We start from the raw sequence: 15,506 nt of genomic DNA, 5'->3' as shown, positions 1-15,506 counted from the left end.
TGGAAATTGTCTTGACAACTCTACGTTACTCTTCTCTTAATATTGACTTATATAAAATTCTGAGTCATATGAACTGCTTGCACCAATACAAATTAAATATTATCCTTTTTTTTAGTGTGATTACTTCTGCAGCTTTTGGTCAGGGTTCATCTCCGTTGGCTAGTTTTCAACTTTCTACCAATGGTGGTTGTGCACCACTTTCAGTTTCAATTACCAACACTTCTTTAAATGCCACCCAATTTGAATGGGACTTTGGAAATGGGAGTACTTCATTAGCAGCTCAGCCATCCATCATCTATACTTTAAAAGGAATATATGACATTACTTTAATTGCCAAAAACACCTTAGGTCATTCAGATACCTTGGTTCTAAAAAATGCAATAACAGTAAATGACATCCCAACTGCTGATTTTAACTACACCGTGAATAGTGCTTGTTTGAATCAAAATCAAATTAGTTTTAACAATCTATCTACTGTCGGAATCAACTACACTTGGGATTTCGGAGATGGAAATACTTCAACCCTTCGAAACCCCACTCATTCATATGCTGCCTCTGGAAATTATATGGTAAAGTTGATGGTATCTGATAGTTTGGGATGCAGTAATTTCAAACAAGCCAATCAAGCCATTACAATTCAAAATTCGCCTCAATTTTCCTTTATAGTTAATGACAGTGTAGGATGCGATACTTCGCAGCTATTTTCATTCAGTGGCCATGGTAATTCAATTACTAGCTGGCGTTGGTTTTTTGGTGATGGAGACTCCTCTAGAGTGCAAAACCCAACCCATAAATATAGCAGTGCAGGAAATTATTCAATACGGTTAATCGCCATTAACCAATTTGGCTGTTCAGACACTTTAGAAAAGATCAACCACATCAAGATTCACAATAAACCAAATTTAGATTTTACCTCATCAATCAACTCGGGTTGTGCGCCATTAACGGTGAGCCTCTATAAAAAATTACCTAACCAAGGCTTTAATTACCAGTGGAATATGGGTGACACTCGGGTATTCAGTGGAGATAGCATAACAACCAACTTTGATAGCTCAGGGAGTTACTCAATAACCTTGATAACCAGCAACAGTAATGGTTGTGTGGACTCTTTAACTAAGGCAGGTTTTATTAAAGTGAAGGGCGGTAGTCAAGCTTCATTTAGCTATGACACTGCTGCATTGTGCAAGAATGGAGCTATTCAATTTATGAATACAACAACCAATTTAAGTGCAAATTCATTCACATGGAATTTTGGTGACAATACCACATCTAATTTATTAAATCCATCGCATTCATACAATCAATCAGGCCACTACACCGTTTCTTTAATTGCAACGGATACTAGCTTGTGCTCCAGCGCCTCCACTAAATCCATTGACATAAATACGATTAAAGCCCAGTTATCAGCTAAAAAGACTTGGGGATGCCTTCCACTTACTATTAATTTCCAAAACCTTAGCTCAAAAGCAAATAAATGGCATTGGAACTTTGGTGATGGGGACACCTCACAACAAAAGAATCCTTCTCATACCTTCCACAAAAGCGGCAAGTTTGATGTTTCATTAATAATTGAAACTACTTCAGGATGCATTGATTCCATTACATACACTAACTTTATTACTGCTTTTGATGATACACTATCAGGTAGTTTGAGTGACACTATTATGGGTTGTTTGCCACTACCTCTTGACTTTTCAGACAATCAATTGGGCTCCAATGCATGGACCTGGGATTTTGGGAATGGAGATACATCAATGATAAGAAATCCCACGTATACCTACAATAAGCCTGGTACCTATACCGTAACTCTTAAAACCTTTAGCTCCAACGGATGTCCAATTTTCATAGAAAACTATGCTACTGTTCAAATAGATAGTATCGTTCCTAAAATAACCACATTGCGATTTGACTGTCAGCAGGGAATCATACAGTTGACCGATTCCACAGAAAATGCTACTAGCTGGTTGTGGAACTTTGGAGATGGAACTTATTCGACGTTACAAAGTCCAACTCATCAATTTCCTGATACTATCATCTATGATATTTCCTTGACATTATTCACCTCAAAAGGGTGTATGCAGAGTGTTTACTTTCCTAATTACATCGACTTTAAAAGCTGCTTAGTAGCAGGAGAGTCCCCAAAATCAGGCAAAGGATCGGGCACCATAAATAGTCCAGATACCATCCATTCACGGAATTTTATTACTCAGAAATGTGCGCCACAAATGGTTCAATTCAGCAACCCAGACACCAATGCAATCGCTTGGAGTTGGGATTTTGGAGATGGAAGCACTTCACTACAAGAACATCCCATGCATGTTTATAGAACACCAGGGTTATACTCCGTACTCTTAATTACTGATAACCCACAGGGAAAAGACACCATTCTTTGGAATAACTACATAACAGTAAATGGTCCTGTAGCTAACTTTACCACAAGCATTTCCTATGGTTGCGACAGTGCTTCTATCATGTTTAATAACACTTCTTTGAATGCAACCAAGTGGATATGGAATTTTGGAACTAGTATCGACACCTCCTCCCTTGCAATAAATCATAAATTTCCATATTCAATTCGAAATCACCCAATCCGCCTTTTTGTAAATGATAGTATGGGGTGTTCGTCCTCCAGAATACGGATTTTAAATTTCCCCAAAAATGAAATTTATTTTAGTCTCCCAGATTCAGCATGTGTTGGAGATTCATTATTCTTCAGTGCAAGTGATTCTTCTGCAACCTATCGTTGGTTTTTTGGTGATGGAAGTTCGGATAGTTCCCAGATGGCCATGCATACCTATTCTAAAGCTGGCACATACGCAATTCAAGTCATCAGCAAAAATTCAATTGGTTGCGAAATCATTCATCAACTAGACTCTATTCGAATTAAAGGCGCTTCTGCTCAATTTACTATTGTAGACACAGCAAATTGCAAAAATGAATCATTCCTTTTTATCCCTGAAGAAATTAACGCCGATGCCTACGAATGGAATTTTGGAAATGGGGTTAAAAGTCACAGTGTATTTCCATCAATAAAATTAAACCAAGCGGGAATCCACCAAATTAGCTTGAGTGTTTCAAAGCAGGGTTGTCAAAACAATTTCACTCATCCAACTTCGGTTCAGGTAAAAGATGTGAAAGCAAACTTCAAAATTGAACAATTAACCAACTGTTATCCGGTTCAAATTTCTGTAACTGATACAAATTCAAACAATAGTCAGTGGGAATGGAAAATTGACAATGTGCCAACAAACCACTTAAACCACTACTCTTTTTTCACACAAGATAGCTCAATCAACATTTCACTAAAAGTTACTGCGCAAAACGGTTGCACAGATTCTATCACTACTAATTATACGCCTTCAATTCTTCATTCAGATTTTGAAATATTAGACACATCTGGCTGCGCGCCACTTGCTGTTAACTTCATTAACAAGTCATCACACTCTATTCAATCCTTTTGGAGCTTTGGTGATGGAGACACCTCTACTGCAACAAATCCAACTCATAGTTATAAAAATGATGGAATTTTCACGGTGCAATTAATTACAAAAAGTATTGATGGGTGCTACGATACAACAGTCTATCCTAATGCGATCAAAGTTTCCTCAATCGCTGCCAACTATAAAACTTCATACAATAGCACCTGTGCTCCAATGATGGTCAATTTTACAGACAGTTCGAATAGTGCTACTTCTTGGAAATGGAGCTTTGGAGATGGCACTGCTTCTACCGCTAAGAATCCACTTAAAATATATAACCAACCAGGAAAATATGATGTATCACTTATTGTATCAAACAATAATGGCTGCATTGATACCTTAGAGGTTAAAAAGGAAGTTTTTGTTCCAGGACCTATTGCTAACTTTTCAGTTTCAGACTCTGTGGTTTGCGGAGTAAGCCCCATCCAATTCTCTGACTCTTCAATCAATGCCGTTCAATGGAACTGGTTTTTTGGAGATGGAAATACTTCCACTCAGCAAAACCCATCCTATATCTATAGCAACCATGGCAACTATTCCGTAACGCTAAAAGCAATTGATTCATCCGGATGCAGTGGCTTATATACAATGCCAACCCAAGTAATAATTAATGACAAACCAGTAGCGAATTTCAAAATAAAAGACTCCATTGGTTGTGCCCCATTTAAAGTAGAATTTACAGCTGATAGCAGCAACGCCAATGAGTGGAAGTGGGATTTAGGAAATGGAACAACGATGCAAGACAGCTCCGCTATTTATACATTCACCCAACCGGGGGCATACGCGATCTCTTTAACTACTGAGAACAAAGCAGGCTGTATAGACAGCACAAGATTTGACAGCTTAATCGTGCTTCACACACCAAATTCTAAGCTTACACCTGTTTCTCCGATGTGTAGTAATGAAAAACCAATAAAACTTAATTCTCAGGAAGCTGGAGGAATGTGGTATGGCACAGGAATTAGTAACCCTTTCACAGGTATATTTGACCCAAATAAAGCTAAAGGTGCCATCGATACCGTTTTCTATAGTTTTGAAGGTGCTTGTCCTACAAGAGATACTATCTACATTAAAATAAAAAAAGCACCAGAGGTAGATTTCTCAATCAACAATGATGAAGGGTGTAAACAGCTAGATGTCAAATTCGAAAGTGCCTTTTTAGGAGAATCTACTGCTAATTCAAAACCAATTTACAATTGGGAACAAAATGGAGTAACATTTGGGAAAACCTCTACAGTAAGCAAAACCTTCTCGGCAGGCATTTATGATATAAGTCTATCAGTAAAAGTAGAGAATGGATGCAGTGATATCATCAAGAAGCCTGCGCTCATTAAAGTATTTGATTCTATTCCTTCTGAAACATCTATGAATAGAGTTTCTGTTTTGAATGATCATGAAGTTATAATAGAATGGCAAAAGAATACAGACATTGCTTTTAGTCAAAACATTCTATACCGCAAATCTTCTTTAGACAGCTCATTCAAAGCAATTCAGACCTTTAGTGATCCGAATCAAATCAGCTTTATTGACAAATCATTAAATACACTTGACCTAATTTATTGTTACAAGATAGTGTCACAAGATAAATGTGGACAAGAATTAAAGTTTAATGATGTCCCTTTTCATTGCACCATCAATGTGAGCGCAAAAAAGATAGATTACAGCACCATTAATATTGAATGGACCAAGTATGAAGGAGCCAAAATCGATTTTTATGAAGTTTCAAGATTTGATGTGGCCACCAACACGTCCAAAGTAATCGCTACTGTATATTCCACCCAATTAGAATTTACAGACACTGCTGCATACTGCAAGGATAGTTACAGTTATAGAATAAAAGCAATTGGTCCAAATGATCTAAGCCAAGGTTCATACAGCGATACCTCCTTAATAAAAATGGATGGGATCTCTCAACTGCAGACATCAGAAATAATTCGAGCTACTGTAGAGGACAACAGTTCTGTCTTGGTAGAATGGACTGCAGTAAAAGTAGCTCCTGAATTTGCAACGGGCTATGTGCTTTATCGATCATTGGATAACTTAAATTTTACTCCACTGACTTTTGTTTCAAAAACTGATACGACTTACAATGATAGGAGCACTTCAGTAGATATAGAACAATACTTCTACCAGATTGAAGTCATCAATACTTGTATTAATAAAAATGAACTAACGAATACTGGAAGCTCAATTCTTCTTGAATCTACTCAAATAGATGATCATACTGGTAACATTAAGTGGACTGGATATGAAAAATGGGACAGTGGAGTTAAACACTACGAAATACAGCGTTTAAATAAATTCAATAAGTGGGAAACCATTAAGATCGTACCAGAGAACGATCGAGATCAGATCATTAATTTCTAGTAAATTGAATTAAGGTTTCCAAGTATTGATTCAAGGTTATAAAGTATAAAATTCCACCATTTTTCCCCTTAAAAATCAGTCTAAAAAATAAAGCATTACGGTTGCTGGTAAATCCCTTGCGTTGGGAAACTCCTTCTTCTTTGAGTAGCATTCTAGTCGTAAAATTACATTGTTAACTAATAAACAATGCTAAATGAGCACAGCAAGATGCCACTCTTTCATTCTATCTAAATTAATCCTTCTGGCATTATTTACTATTGCAAAGGTGGGGAGTGCCCAAAACAAGCCAAGCTACTCTAATGAAAAAGAAGTATTCCGTGTAGTCGCAATCAAAGATGACTCTAAGAGAATTGAAAGTATATCTAATACAATTGAATTCGAAAGACCAACAACTATTTATCTGCCCAATGCATTTACGCCAGATCATGACGGATCAAATGATCAATTTGGAGCAGTTGGGATTAATGTTGAAGAATACCAATTGAAAATATTTAACCGTTGGGGTGAATTGATTTTTGAATCTAGCGACATCGCCAATAAATGGGATGGCACTCACAAAGGACAACCAGTTCCCGACGGAGTTTATGTATACACGCTCTTTGCCAAAGAACTAGTTACGGGCAAACGAATTTCGAAAACTGGAACGGTGACTTTATTGCTTTAAATCTATAACTTATGAAACACATCTATCTATTTGTTTTAGTAATGACTTTTCTTTCAACTGCTGTTGAATCACAAGAAACTCATTTTTCACAATTTTATACTACATCAGTATACCTAAACCCTGCCTTAGCAGGAATTCAAGAAGAATCAAAATTGACTTTAAACTATAGGAATCAGTGGCCTCAAATCCAAAATTCCTTTATCACTCAAAATGTAACTTTTGAGACAAACTTATCGTCCCAAAATAATGGACTCGGCTTGAATGTTTACCGTGATAAAGCGGGAGATGGAATGCTCACCTCTACTGCTTTCAGCGGAGTATATGCCCATGAAATTAAATTGAGTAAAACCCTCTATTTAAGAGTCGGAATGAAAGCTGGATTTGTTCAAAAGAATGTAGCCTGGGACAAATTAGTTTTTGAGGATATGATTGATTCTCGTGAAGGGATAGTATACAATAGTCAACAAAAAGTTGGAGAAGAAACCTCATACTTTGACGCCTCTAGCGGTGTATTTATTTATTCTAAAAAATACTACGGTGGGTTTTCAGCTAATCATTTGAATCAGGCAGAAGCAGGTCTTATTAATAAGAATGGAACCTCAAAACTAAAAAGAGGCTATACCTTACATGGAGGAGCAAAATATCAATTAAATGGAAGCAGTGATTATAGCATTTCTCCAAACATAATCATCAGTAAACAAGGCACTTTCACAAAGTATAACTTTGGTGCATATATAGAAGCAAATGCGTTTGTTTTTGGTCTTTGGTATGCGAATTCCGAATCAATGGTAATGATATTCGGAGTCAAAGGCAAACACTTTCAAATCGGTTATTCTTATGATCTATATCCTTCTTCAATGATGGGAATCAATTTAAATTCACATGAAGTCTCTTATGTCCAAACGTTTAATAAACCAAAGAACAGACCTAAAAAATACAGAACAACCTCTTGTCCAAAATTTTAATTTAATAAATCCAGAAACATGAAATTGATCAATTACAAAACAGTGAATAGTAGAATAGGTTTAACCATCATTCTTCTAGTATTTATGCAATTTCTGCCCTGCAACGTTTATTCACAAAACAATTCCACATCAGATGGCTTGTGGGATTCGCATGCGAACTGGGCGAATGGTATTCCTCAGAAAGGGGATGTGCTTACTATTACTAACAATATCATACTTAACACTGACATTGAAATTAATGGAAATGGGTATTACACTATTCAGGGGTCAGTTATAGATCCTTCAGGGGGTAGTAAACATAAGATTAAAATAAAAGACTCTGGTCAACTTAAAATATCTGGAAATGTAACCATAGAAGGTGAGCTAAAAGTAGAAGACAATGGCATTCTAACAGTTGAAGCTTGCGACACCCTAAGAATAGGTGGCAAGTTAGAATTAAAAGATAATTCTAAGCTTAAACTAGAAAATTGCGCTGTGATAATAGTAGGTGGCGAGATGAAATTGGGAGACAATCTTTACGCATTAGTAGATGGAAATATAGTGGTGAATAAAAAAGTGGAGGCCAAAGACAATGTGATTGTTTCGGGTTCTGGGAATATTCAATCTGATAAAGAAATAAAAGCCAAAGATAATTCCATCATGTTTGGAAGTAATGCGGGATGTGATCCCGGTCCCTGTTCGATAGGTAATGGAAATGCATTGCCGATAGTTTTGGTTAATTTTGAGGCCAGCGCTCTATTTTCTAATAGAATTTCGGTTCGATGGGAAACTCTTTCTGAAATCAACAACGATTACTTTACGCTTTTCTACTCCATCGATGGTATAAACTATCTGGAAATAGAAACCATTTTAGGTGCAGGAAATAGCAGTGTGAATTTAGTTTACAATACGGTAATTGACGATCTGTCTGTAAATGGTAAAACCTTCTATTTAAAGTTAAGACAAACGGACTACGATGGTAATTTTGAAGAGTTTGATCCAATAGCCATTCAAAATAGAAATTATAAGAAAGAGAATACAGAATCCATAGTGCTATTCCCAAACCCTAATGATGGAGAAGTTATTTTTGTTGAATTAAAAAACCCACAACCAGGGAAGCATAATTTAAACATATTCAATACTTTGGGAATAAGAATGATTGCTAAGCAAATTTCAATACCTGAGAATAACAATTATTATAAAATCGAGCTTTTGGATGGCAGAAAGCTTCCAAAAGGTAATTATATTCTTCAGGTTGCATCTCCTGGAACAAGCATAGCGAAGAAGTTTATTGTCTATTAGCATTAACATCTATTCAATAGATTTAACCACCATAAAATAATTAAAATCCACCCCCTAAGCCTATTTTTAAAGCTTAGGGGGTTTTGTTTAATTCAATCAAAAGTATATTAGAACGATAGCACAGAAGATATTCCTATACCATTAGAAATACCCAATGGTTAGTTGCTATATCTTAGTAATAGCTATGAGCCCAAAGCTATCTTCTGAAAACTACATACTTCATATAGAATCAAGACTACCAAATCATCCTGTTAAATAAAACGAATTAGAGAAGGGCTTTCCTAGGCTCCAAACCATCATCAATTTATAGTTTAGCTATTCCAAACTTCAAAAATATGAGGTAATGGTAAATTAAATCTGAATAGAGAATATTGGTTCAGATCAAAAAACCTTCTTGCTGATATGATTATCAGCAAGAAGGCTAAAAATAAGGAATCCCATCCATGTGGATGGGATTTAGAAGTGTTCGATTATAAATTAATCATAAGACTTTCTAAGCTTTTAAAATCCTAAAAAAAGAATTGATATTAATATATAACGACTTGATTATTTTTTGCTGAGAAAATAGTTTTTAACCTACTCTTGGTGTACTTTTCATTGAAAGTAAATTCATTATTAACGTAATCAAATTCGATAATAGTTACCGGAAAATCGTAAAGACTGTCGTCTACATCTGGCATTTTTCTGTCTAAACTTATATCAAATTTATAGGTGTTAATTACATCTGTTAAGCCTTGAGTGTAAAAAGTCTTTATTATGACTCTTTTTGTTATATACCCTTCTTTTTCAAATTGGAGGGTATAGTGTTTTTCATTTTCCCCAGTAAAAATAAACTTCCCATTCGATCTTGTTTGATAGTCTGAGAAACACTTATTTCCTTCGAATACTTTCACTGTAACATCCTTAGCTTTTTCATCTTCTATAAATACAGTTCCTAAAAATTCATGACTATTTAATAATTGAGCAGAGGCATATTTTGAAGTAAGAATTAGCAGAGAAAACGTGATCAATAAAAATTTAAAGTTTAGCGATTGATTTTTCATGTTTATTATTTTTAAATTATAAAATAAATTTACTTCGAAAGAAATTTTGAAGAAACGACAAACTTCCTATAGTCCACTTTTCGCTTCCCAACGGTTGGCTCCTGTTTAAATGAACTATTTTATTTGTGGTTTACTTTTTTACAACAATAGAAACTTGTTATATGGCTATATCATGGTTTTTTTATGATCTCAATAGAACATTACCTTCAATTAGTCTACTATTGAATGGATTTGCTAAGAGTAAAGTGAAAGAATTCTACCAGAAGATCTGTCACAAAAAAATCAGCACAAATGACGAACTATCACCGATTGGCCATTTGTTCACTTTTATAAGCGTAATCACTCCTATTCCGATTGCTTTTATAGATAAACTTATTTCCACTATTACTAATTTCAATAACATCTACCAAGGATATATCTTGTTCATCAGATTCTCCTTTTTTTGTTTTTGTCAGGTTTACTTCGAATTTGAAAGTATTTAACTGATCCTTCAGGTGATTGATATTATCTGTAATTAAAATCAACTGCTTGGTTTTAAATCCAGGCTTTTCAAATTGCAATACGAAGTGCTTTTCTGCCTCTCCGGCAAAAGCAAATTTCCCATTAGAACGAGTCATATAGTTGGAAAAGCAGGTATCACCATCCATTGCCTTAATTAGAACATTTTTAGAGCTTTCTCCTTGTGTGGTAACTTTACCAACAAATTCGAATAAATACATTTCGGAATAAGAGGCATTCTGAGCAAAAGTAATTCCTGTTACCATTGTTAATAAAAGCGCTGTTATCAGTTTTCTTGGGTTCATCTTTATCATGGTTTTTAAATCTATTGTAAATCTAAAAACATGGCAAGCGAACACACACAAGAGACTTCCTAAGAGATCATTTGAATTTCCAAACGTGATTGCGAAATTAAACGATTTGGAAAAACAGCATATTTATACAGTTCAAATAGAGTAATGGAAATAATATCATCTAAACTAAAAATCTGAGACTTGTAATCATTAAACTTCCATTTGTGCCATCTAAGGAGTTTTAGACGATAGTTTAACTACTGGGGTTAAACCACCAAATTACTCTGTTAAATAGCATTTATAACGATAATTTGAACCTTTTTAATACATTTGTTAACTCCTAAGAAAAATCAACACCAAACAAGAAATATGAATGCCCTACCAAAGATACTTGCAGCTTTGTTGATTATGATATCAATGCTTGCCATTTCAAAGATTCCTGAAGAAACAAAACCTATAATTATTCCTGCATTAATAAAGCAGGATAGTATAAAAGTGGTGGGGTTGATTTATAACAATAGAAATAAATTACGAAAGTATACGATCAATATTTATATCCGTAATCGACTTTTTAAAACTGTAGAAAGCAGTGCTCGATATAACTTTGAAACTAATGTACCCATCAATTCATATTGCACAATTGAAATAAACGCAGATGGATATTATACAAAGCGATTTATTTTCGACACATCTATCCCTGCAGATTATTCTAATAACATACCAGAATTCAGTTTTGATATGGATGTCTTTGCAGAAAAGGAATTGGATGGAGTGAATACTTCGGCTTTAGATTTACCTGTTGGAATTGTGAAGTATAATAATAGGAAGGAGAAATTTGAGCACAACAAATCTTACACTAAAAAAATGAAAAAAGTATATAAAGACTTACTGATTGAATCGCAGATGCAGGACAGAATGCAGCTGACTAATTAATCAAATTTATTTTGTAATTCTAAAGCCCACTATTTACTCGCCTTTGATTTACTCTTAATTCGGTCATACAATTTCAACATTTCCTTTGTATACGATTTATCAAATGTGAAAGCGTTAGCCTTTGGATCAAAATATACTTTCGCTACTGGCAACAAGCAAAACTCATCGGTTAGGAAATCTTGAACACTTACTAAATCAATATCCATTTGAAATGTGGTTCGATTAATATTTAATGTGCTATCAACCATACCATTCAGAATAACAGACTTGGTTAAAAATCCACTCTTTTCAAATGTAATGGAATAAACTCCATCTAAAGTAAGGTCTAATCGGTAACCCATTTTATTATCAACATCACTCATACTTAACACCTTATTGTTTTTAACAACAGTAATAGTGTATTCATCCACCATTTTTTCATTTGAGATTACCTTACCATAAATAGTCACAACACCAGCGATACTGGATTGAGCATTTAATTCTATATTCATCAAAGTAAGTAAACTCAACAAAAGTGCAACTGAAATATTCTTCATATTAAAAAGGGTCTATTTTTTGTAAAAATAAATATTAATTAGGAAACTAAGTCCAATTATTATTTGGCTTCTAAAATTCAATCATTTAAGATTACAAAAATGAATTGAATTCAAACTTAATAACAAATAATGTAGAATTATTACACACAATTATGGATCGAAAAAAAATACTAATTATAGATGATGAAATTGACATTTGTTTACTAGTTAGCAGCATTTTAAAAAAAGAAGGACATGAAACTTTATCTGCACATACACTAGTAGATGGCGAACATAAATTTGTAGAATTTAATCCACAAATAGTTTTTTTAGATTTAAATTTACCAGATGGTGTTGGATTCTCAATCATCCCTAAATTAAAAAAGATAAATGCAGCAATAAAAATAATAATCGTTAGTGCATATGATGGGATAAAAGAACGAATGGAAGCCAACGATCATGGGATACAGTACTTTTTAAACAAACCTTTAAATCGGAATGAGGTTTTAAAAACGATAGATAGTATAAATTATTAAATCTAAATACTCCACTTAATTATCACTAAAAATGAAAGAAAAAATATTAGTAATAGATGACGATACAGATATCTGTCTCTTATTGAAAAAGTACCTCTCAAAAAATGGATATGAGGTAGAGTTAGCTTACAATGGTAAAACTGCTTTAAGTTACATTGAAAAGAACCAAGTAGATTTGGCATTGTGCGATTTTCGATTACCAGATATGGACGGCACCGAAGCGCTAAAGTCTATTAAGTCCATTCGTCCTGAAACCAAAGTGATTATTATTACTGGCTATTCAGATGTAAAAACTGCAGTGCAATGCATAAAAATGGGTGCGGTAGAGTATGTCACTAAACCTATTTTTCATGAAGAAATACTGCATGCAATAAAAAAAGCATTAATAACCAAACAAGAGTTCACTGAAGAATCTACTCCAATTTCCAAAAAAAGCAAACCTTTAAAGAAAAAGTCTTCGTTAAATATTAATAGAGAGTTTGTAACTGGAACGAGTGCTCAATCCAAGAGAATAGAACAATTAACTAACCTACTTGCACCAACAGACATGAGTGTTGTTATACAAGGTGAAAGTGGAACAGGGAAAGAATTTATCGCCAAATCTATCCATCAAAAAAGTAAACGATCAGATTTTCCATTTGTCGCAATTGATTGTGGAGCTCTTCCTAAAGAATTGGCGGCAAGCGAATTATTTGGACACATCAAAGGATCTTTTACAGGTGCTATTAACAATAAGATTGGTCATTTTGAATTTGCCAATGGGGGAACTATATTTCTTGATGAAATTGGCAACTTATCCTATGATAATCAAGTTAAGCTTTTGAGGGTACTGCAAGAACGAAAAGTTAGAAAGATAGGAGATAACAAGGACTTCGATATTGATGTGCGAATAATTGCGGCAAGTAATGAAGACCTAACTGCAGCAGCAAAAGATGGCAAATTCAGAGAAGATTTATTTTATAGACTTAATGAGTTTATGGTCGACTTATCGCCCTTAAGAGAGCGTAAAGAAGACATTGAGGTATATGCTAAACATTTTTTAAACATTGCAAATGAGGAGCTAGAAAAATCCATCAAGGGATTTGAAAAAACAGCTTTGCAAAAAATTAAAAATTATTACTGGCATGGAAATCTCCGTGAACTCAAGAACGTTATTAAAAGAGCGGTCTTATTGAGTTCAGGGGAATTTATTGAAGAGACCTCTTTACCTGCGGAGATCATTTCTCCTACTTATGATTTCGCTCCTGAAAGTAATGATGAGAACGAAACTTATTCTGATCTAAAATCTGTGGCTGAAGCCGCAGAAAGGAAAGCAATTATTAAAGTGTTGGAGCAGGTTGGGTATAATAAAACTAAAGCTGCGAATGTACTTCAGATTGATCGTAAAACACTCTATAATAAAATGGAGAGTTATGATATTGATTTAAAAAATTAAATAGTATTGCTTAAAGAATATTAACCCAAAAAGTTGATGCAGACAAAATGATAAACCACGTAAAATTAACCATCATCGATGATGATGAAGATGATTTCATCCTTACTGAAGATTTATTATCTGATATAGTTGGATTTCAATTTGAGGTAAATTGGGTAAATGATTTTGACTTGGCAGAAAATTTATTGACAAATGCAGAATCTGATATATATCTAATTGACTACAGGTTAGGAAAACTCTCAGGACTTGATCTTTTGATCCATGCTCGAAATAATGGATGTAAAAAGCCGATTATTATTTTAACTGGTCAAGGGGATCGAGAAATAGACATGCAGGCCATGAAAAATGGTGCAGATGATTACATTGTCAAATCTGATTTGAATATAGAAACATTAGAACGTTCTATCCGATACGCGTTAGAACGATTCGGAGTATTGGAAAAGCTGAATCATAGTGAAGTTAAATACAAAAGCTTATTTCAACGATCAATTGACCCGATTTACATTGTGGATAAGTCACTAAAATTCATGGAGGTAAATCAAGCTTTAACTACACTTTTTGGTTATGAAAAAGATGAAATAACAACCTATGACCTCAGTTTCCTGTTTGAAAAGGAAAATACCTATGAGAAATTTAAAACTTCACTGCTACACAAAGGACTTATAAAAGATTTTGAAGTAACCCTACTTCGAGCTGATGGCAAACAGCTCAATTGTTCCATTACTACTATCGTTTTATTTGATATCCATAATGAAGTGGAAGGTTATCAAGGAATTATCAGAGACAATACGAAGCAAAAAGAGAATGAACAACAAATACTAAGAGCAGAAAAGCTAGGTATGACGGGACGGTTAGCAAGAAGTATCGCCCATGAAGTTAGAAACCCTTTAACAAACATCAACCTTTCTTTAGAGCAAATGATGGAAGATTTAAAGGACGATGAAGATGCTGTGATGTATAGTGGTATAATAAAACGTAATTCAGATCGAATTAATAATTTAATTACAGAACTTTTAAACTCTGCAAAACCTACGAGTCTTAAAATGGATTCAGTAAATATCGATGAAATGCTTCCTAAAGTAATTGAATTGGCTGCTGATCGAATTAAACTGCAAAATATTTCTTTAAAAACTGAATTTAACTGTAATAAAACGACAGCGAACATTGATGAAGAACAGATGAAAATTGCTTTATTGAATATTATCATCAATGCAATTGAAGCGATGAAACCAGACGCTCAAGGGGAACTAACAATTTCTACTTGTATGGAAAACAACAAAATATCTGTTTCCATTTCAGACAATGGAGAAGGAATAGAGAAAGAAAAATTGAATAATTTATTTGATGCATTTTACACCGGAAAACGTACAGGAATGGGGTTAGGACTAACTACTACTCAAAACATCATTAATGCACATGAAGCACAAATTAATGTTGAAAGCGAAAAAGGTGTAGGAACTAAGTTTACAATAATCATTAAACCGAATTAAATAAACA

The 15,506-nt window shown here is 34.2% G+C and carries 11 protein-coding genes; 8 read left to right on the top strand and 3 right to left on the bottom strand.

Annotation, left to right across the window (positions count from 1 at the left end; translation table 11 throughout):
- The first annotated feature begins 68 nt into the window (after positions 1-68).
- The 4 genes from ACTB0X_RS07395 to ACTB0X_RS07380 all read left to right on the top strand — a co-directional run bounded on the left by ACTB0X_RS07395 (position 69) and on the right by ACTB0X_RS07380 (position 8,756).
- Positions 69-5,846: a PKD domain-containing protein gene (locus ACTB0X_RS07395; RefSeq protein ID WP_463024360.1), complete on the top strand. Its 5,778-nt coding sequence runs from the start codon at positions 69-71 to the stop codon at positions 5,844-5,846.
- A gap of 193 nt (positions 5,847-6,039) precedes the next feature.
- Positions 6,040-6,510, top strand: coding sequence for a gliding motility-associated C-terminal domain-containing protein (locus tag ACTB0X_RS07390; RefSeq protein WP_463024359.1), 471 nt, complete (start codon positions 6,040-6,042; stop codon positions 6,508-6,510).
- Between the two features lie 11 nt (positions 6,511-6,521).
- Positions 6,522-7,475, top strand: a complete 954-nt coding sequence (locus ACTB0X_RS07385) for a PorP/SprF family type IX secretion system membrane protein (RefSeq protein WP_463024358.1) — start codon at positions 6,522-6,524, stop codon at positions 7,473-7,475.
- 18 nt (positions 7,476-7,493) lie between these two features.
- Positions 7,494-8,756: a T9SS type A sorting domain-containing protein gene (locus tag ACTB0X_RS07380; RefSeq protein ID WP_463024357.1), complete on the top strand. Its 1,263-nt coding sequence runs from the start codon at positions 7,494-7,496 to the stop codon at positions 8,754-8,756.
- Between the two features lie 527 nt (positions 8,757-9,283).
- Here ACTB0X_RS07380 and ACTB0X_RS07375 read toward each other — a convergent pair.
- Together ACTB0X_RS07375 and ACTB0X_RS07370 are read right to left on the bottom strand one after the other, a co-directional pair.
- Complete coding sequence (locus tag ACTB0X_RS07375; protein ID WP_463024356.1) at positions 9,284-9,799, bottom strand: hypothetical protein; 516 nt, start codon at positions 9,797-9,799, stop codon at positions 9,284-9,286.
- Positions 9,800-10,101: 302 nt separating this feature from the next.
- A complete protein-coding gene (locus tag ACTB0X_RS07370; RefSeq protein ID WP_463024355.1) occupies positions 10,102-10,611 on the bottom strand; it encodes a hypothetical protein in 510 nt (169 codons plus the stop codon).
- Positions 10,612-10,959: 348 nt separating this feature from the next.
- On the opposite strand from ACTB0X_RS07370, the gene ACTB0X_RS07365 reads away from it, so the two are divergent.
- Positions 10,960-11,523, top strand: a complete 564-nt coding sequence (locus ACTB0X_RS07365) for a hypothetical protein (RefSeq protein WP_463024354.1) — start codon at positions 10,960-10,962, stop codon at positions 11,521-11,523.
- A 29-nt stretch (positions 11,524-11,552) separates the two neighbouring features.
- On the opposite strand, the gene ACTB0X_RS07360 is transcribed toward ACTB0X_RS07365, so the two are convergent.
- The gene (locus tag ACTB0X_RS07360) at positions 11,553-12,059 is read right to left on the bottom strand and encodes a hypothetical protein (RefSeq protein ID WP_463024353.1); all 507 of its coding nucleotides are present in this window, start codon (positions 12,057-12,059) and stop codon (positions 11,553-11,555) included.
- A gap of 152 nt (positions 12,060-12,211) precedes the next feature.
- On the opposite strand from ACTB0X_RS07360, the gene ACTB0X_RS07355 reads away from it, so the two are divergent.
- Genes ACTB0X_RS07355 through ACTB0X_RS07345 form a run of 3 tightly spaced genes read left to right on the top strand, consistent with a single transcriptional unit; the run spans position 12,212 to position 15,499 of the window.
- Entirely contained in the window at positions 12,212-12,574 is a 363-nt protein-coding gene (locus ACTB0X_RS07355) for a response regulator (protein WP_463024352.1), read from the top strand.
- 31 nt (positions 12,575-12,605) lie between these two features.
- Complete coding sequence (locus ACTB0X_RS07350) at positions 12,606-14,009, top strand: sigma-54-dependent transcriptional regulator (protein ID WP_463024351.1); 1,404 nt, start codon at positions 12,606-12,608, stop codon at positions 14,007-14,009.
- Positions 14,010-14,056: 47 nt separating this feature from the next.
- Positions 14,057-15,499 carry a two-component system sensor histidine kinase NtrB gene (locus tag ACTB0X_RS07345; protein ID WP_463024350.1) on the top strand — a complete coding sequence of 481 codons (1,443 nt, stop codon included), beginning with the start codon at positions 14,057-14,059 and terminating at the stop codon, positions 15,497-15,499.
- Positions 15,500-15,506 lie beyond the last annotated feature (7 nt).

The organism is Acidiluteibacter sp. (assembly GCF_055129545.1).
Note: the sequence above shows the minus strand (reverse complement) of the source record. Positions and strands in the feature narration are given on the sequence as shown.

Bases quoted from the DNA above. Each gene is read 5' to 3' on its own strand.
- ACTB0X_RS07395 (WP_463024360.1), top strand. From the start codon at position 69: ATGAACTGCTTGCACCAATACAAATTAAATATTATCCTTTTTTTTAGT.
- ACTB0X_RS07390 (WP_463024359.1), top strand. From the start codon at position 6,040: ATGAGCACAGCAAGATGCCACTCTTTCATTCTATCTAAATTAATCCTT.
- ACTB0X_RS07385 (WP_463024358.1), top strand. From the start codon at position 6,522: ATGAAACACATCTATCTATTTGTTTTAGTAATGACTTTTCTTTCAACT.
- ACTB0X_RS07380 (WP_463024357.1), top strand. From the start codon at position 7,494: ATGAAATTGATCAATTACAAAACAGTGAATAGTAGAATAGGTTTAACC.
- ACTB0X_RS07375 (WP_463024356.1), bottom strand. From the start codon at position 9,799: ATGAAAAATCAATCGCTAAACTTTAAATTTTTATTGATCACGTTTTCT.
- ACTB0X_RS07370 (WP_463024355.1), bottom strand. From the start codon at position 10,611: ATGATAAAGATGAACCCAAGAAAACTGATAACAGCGCTTTTATTAACA.
- ACTB0X_RS07365 (WP_463024354.1), top strand. From the start codon at position 10,960: ATGAATGCCCTACCAAAGATACTTGCAGCTTTGTTGATTATGATATCA.
- ACTB0X_RS07360 (WP_463024353.1), bottom strand. From the start codon at position 12,059: ATGAAGAATATTTCAGTTGCACTTTTGTTGAGTTTACTTACTTTGATG.
- ACTB0X_RS07355 (WP_463024352.1), top strand. From the start codon at position 12,212: ATGGATCGAAAAAAAATACTAATTATAGATGATGAAATTGACATTTGT.
- ACTB0X_RS07350 (WP_463024351.1), top strand. From the start codon at position 12,606: ATGAAAGAAAAAATATTAGTAATAGATGACGATACAGATATCTGTCTC.
- ACTB0X_RS07345 (WP_463024350.1), top strand. From the start codon at position 14,057: ATGATAAACCACGTAAAATTAACCATCATCGATGATGATGAAGATGAT.